The sequence below is a fragment of the Nocardia sp. NPDC058497 genome (assembly GCF_042720195.1).
In the GTDB taxonomy this organism is placed as follows: domain Bacteria; phylum Actinomycetota; class Actinomycetes; order Mycobacteriales; family Mycobacteriaceae; genus Nocardia.
Map to the genome: position 1 here is coordinate 9910 of NZ_JBHXMY010000119.1, position 3285 is coordinate 13194.

General features: G+C 69.7%; 3 protein-coding genes. 1 reads left to right on the forward strand and 2 read right to left on the reverse strand.

Annotation, left to right across the window (positions count from 1 at the left end):
* Together ACFWPJ_RS11205 and ACFWPJ_RS11210 are read right to left on the reverse strand one after the other, a co-directional pair.
* A partial coding sequence (locus ACFWPJ_RS11205; RefSeq protein WP_378849724.1) for a DHA2 family efflux MFS transporter permease subunit occupies window positions 1-854 on the reverse strand: 854 nt, incomplete at its 3' end.
* Window positions 851-1453 (reverse strand): NADPH-dependent FMN reductase, encoded by a 603-nt coding sequence (locus ACFWPJ_RS11210; protein WP_378849726.1) that lies wholly within the window; start codon window positions 1451-1453, stop codon window positions 851-853. The genes ACFWPJ_RS11210 and ACFWPJ_RS11205, both read right to left, overlap by 4 nt.
* A 258-nt stretch (window positions 1454-1711) precedes the next feature.
* On the opposite strand from ACFWPJ_RS11210, the gene ACFWPJ_RS11215 reads away from it, so the two are divergent.
* Window positions 1712-3070, forward strand: coding sequence for an MFS transporter (locus ACFWPJ_RS11215; RefSeq protein ID WP_378849727.1), 1359 nt, complete (start codon window positions 1712-1714; stop codon window positions 3068-3070).
* Window positions 3071-3285: the final 215 nt, after the last annotated feature.

Consider the following 3285-nt stretch of genomic DNA (forward strand, 5'->3'; position numbering starts at 1 on the left):
GACAAACACCCCACCCGCGACAAACCTTTTTGATTTTGGTTGTGGGGGGGTGGTTTTTTTTTATAACACCCGGGCCCGACCCGCGACCGCAGCACGAACGCGACGATGAGCCCGGCGCCCGCCAGCAGCGGCACCAGCACCGACGGTGTCGCGAAGCCGGCGCTCTCCCCCGCCGCGGTCACGCCGTAGATCACCAGCGCGAGACCGGGCGACATCAGCAGCAGGCCGACGACATCGAGCGGACGCGGCGGCTCCGGGACGTCATCGGGCACCACCCGGGCGGCCAGCACCAGGACCAGCGCGCCCAGCGGCAGGTTCAGGAAGAACATCCACCGCCACGACACCTCGTCGATGAGATAGCCGCCGATCACCGGTCCCAGTAGCGGGCCGACCAGGATCGCCAGGCCGAGGGTGCTCATCAACCGGCCCAGCCGTTCCGGGCCCGCCGCGCGCAGCAGGATGGTCATGGCGACCGGCATCAGCAGGCCGCCGCTCGCGCCCTGCACCACCCGGAAGGCGATGAGCGACTCGATGTTCCAGGCGAGGCCGGCCAGGACCGAGCCGAAGACGAAGGCCGTGATCGCGGTCAGATACAGCCGTTTGGCGCCGAAGCGGCCGACCAGCCAGGCCGAGGTCGGCACCACGGCGCCCAGCGCCAGCGAGTAGCCGGTGGCCACCCACTGGATCGTGCTCAGTCCCGCGTCGAACTCGGCGGAGAGTTTGTTGATGGCGACGTTCACGATCGTCTGATCGAGGGTCGCCATGATCATGCCGACCACCAGCACCAGCGCGATGCGCATGGGGTGACGGGTGGCGGCGGGGGCTGTTGTCGTTGTGGTGAGCACGGCGGTCACTTCCCGTACGGGTGGGCGGCGCGGGCGGTGCGCAGGGCCTCGCCCCACCAGGTCAGCTGGTCGAGCAGGGTCGCGGCGGCGGTGTCGGCGCCCGCGACGTCGATCAGGTCGCCCGTGTTGTCGAACCGGCCCCACGGGTTGGGGAAGGCGACCGAGTCGCGCACGGTGACCGCGTGCAGTTCGGCGAACACCGGGCGCAGATGTTCCACGGCGCGCAGGCCGCCGGAGATGCCGCCGTAGGAGACGAAGCCGACCGGTTTGGCCTGCCATTCGGTGTGGTGGGCGTCGATCAGGTTCTTCAGGGTTCCGGGGTAGCTGTGGTTGTACTCCGGCGTCACCACGACGAACGCGTCCGCGCGGGCGAGTTTCCCGGTGGCCTCGGCCACGGACGGGTGCTCGGTGGCGGCGCCGAAGGTCGGCGGCAGTGCGACCTGGCCCGCGTCGACGACGTCGACTTCCATGGTGTCGCGCAGCCGCGCCTGCCGGACGAACCACTCCGCGACGGTGGGGCCGAATCGCCCTTCCCTGGTGCTGCCGATGACGACCGCGACCCGCAACGGGCGAATCGCAGTACCGGCGTGCTCAACCGTGGCGCTCATGCCTGCACCTCGCTGTCGCTCGGCTCCGGCATGACCGCCGAGGCGGCTGTGTTGATCGACCGCTCGCTGCGCTCGCTCATAAGTTCCTCCAGCTCGGTGGCGGCCACTCGGCCGCCGCTGCGCACAACGGTGCTACCTCAACCTTTCTTCAGGTCAAGCGGAAGCATTTCACCCCTTGACCGGAATACCCCCCATGGGTATATAGTTGCATCTATACGCAGATAAGCGACCATGCATGACCCAGGAGGGCCGACCACCATGACCACCTCACTGTTCGCCCACCGGGACTATCGCCTGCTGTTCACGGCGCAGGTCGCCGCCCTGTTCGGCACCGGTCTCACCACCGTCGCCCTCGGTCTGCTCGCCTACGAGCTGGCGGGCGGGAACGCCGCGATCGTGCTCGGCACCGCGCTGACGCTGAAGATGATCGCCTACGTCACCGTCGCGCCGATCGCGGGCGCGTACGCGGGCCGACTCCCCCGCAGGCAGTTCCTGATGGCGCTCAACGGCATTCGTGGCGCGATCGTGCTCGCCCTGCCGTTCGTCGACCAGATCTGGCAGATCTACGTACTGATCACCCTGTTGCAGATCGCGTCAGCGGCCTACACCCCCACCTTCCAGGCCGTCCTGCCGGACATCCTGCCCGACGAGCGCGACTACACGAAGGCACTCTCGGCCGCCCAGCTGGCCGCGACCATGGAGACGCTGCTCAGCCCGATGCTGGCCGCGCTGGCGCTCAGCGTGATCAGCTTCCACTGGCTCTTCGTCGGCACCGGTATCGGCTTCGTGATCTCGGTCGCCCTGGTCATGGCCGCGACCATCCCCAACGCGGTGGTCGGTGACGGTGCGATCGGCGAGCGGCTCGCCGCGGGCCTGCGGCTGTTCGCGGCCACCCCGCGCCTGCGTGGACTGCTCGGGCTGAACCTGGTGGTCGCGGCGGCGGGCTCGGTGGTCATGGTCAACACCGTGAACTACGCCCGCGACGTGCTCGGCGGCGACCAGTCCGGCGTCGCGCTGCTGCTGGCAGCGAATGGCTTCGGCACGATGCTCGTCGCCCTGACGCTGCCCAAGATCCTGGACCGGCGTGGTGAACGTCCGGTGATGCTCACCGGCGCGGCTGTCCTCGTCACCGGCCTGGCCGCCGCGATCACCCTGTCGACCGCGAGCATCGGCGACTGGAGCTGGGCCGCCGCCCTGGCCACCTGGGCCGTCATCGGCGCCGGCACCGGCCTTGTCCTCACCCCCACCGGCCGCGTCCTGCGCCGCTCGGCCCGCGCCGAGGACCGCCCCGCCCTCTTCGCCGCCCAGTTCTCGCTCTCGCACCTGGCCTGGCTGATCACCTACCCGATCACCGGCTGGCTGGCCACCACCGCGGGCTTCACCACCACCTGGATCACCCTGGCCGTCATCGCCGCCCTCGGCGTCGCCGCGGCGGTCCGCCTGTGGCCCCGCCAGGATCCCACCGAGATCACCCACATCCACGAGATCGGCACCGTCGACCCGGCCATCCTCACCGATGCGATCCAGGTAGGCCCCCGCCACTACCAGCACACCCACTCCTACGTGATCGACCGCGACCACCCCCGCTGGCCCAGCCGCACCCCTGCCCTGGTCTGACGCGCACCGCCTCGAAGACGCGCACCCCACACGCATTCAGCGTGCGGGGTGCGTTCGGCATCCGGACTATGGCCTGTTACGAAGTCCGCCTACTGCGCTGCGGGCATGCGCTGAGCATTCACCAAACCGCCCAAGGGCCCCCAAACCACCCCACGGCGGGGGGGGGTAAACACACCCCCGGGGACACCGCCGGGGGGGCCACCACCCCGGAAAAA

Bases quoted from the DNA above. Each gene is read 5' to 3' on its own strand.
- ACFWPJ_RS11215 (WP_378849727.1), top strand. From the start codon at position 1,712: ATGACCACCTCACTGTTCGCCCACCGGGACTATCGCCTGCTGTTCACG.
- ACFWPJ_RS11210 (WP_378849726.1), bottom strand. From the start codon at position 1,453: ATGAGCGCCACGGTTGAGCACGCCGGTACTGCGATTCGCCCGTTGCGG.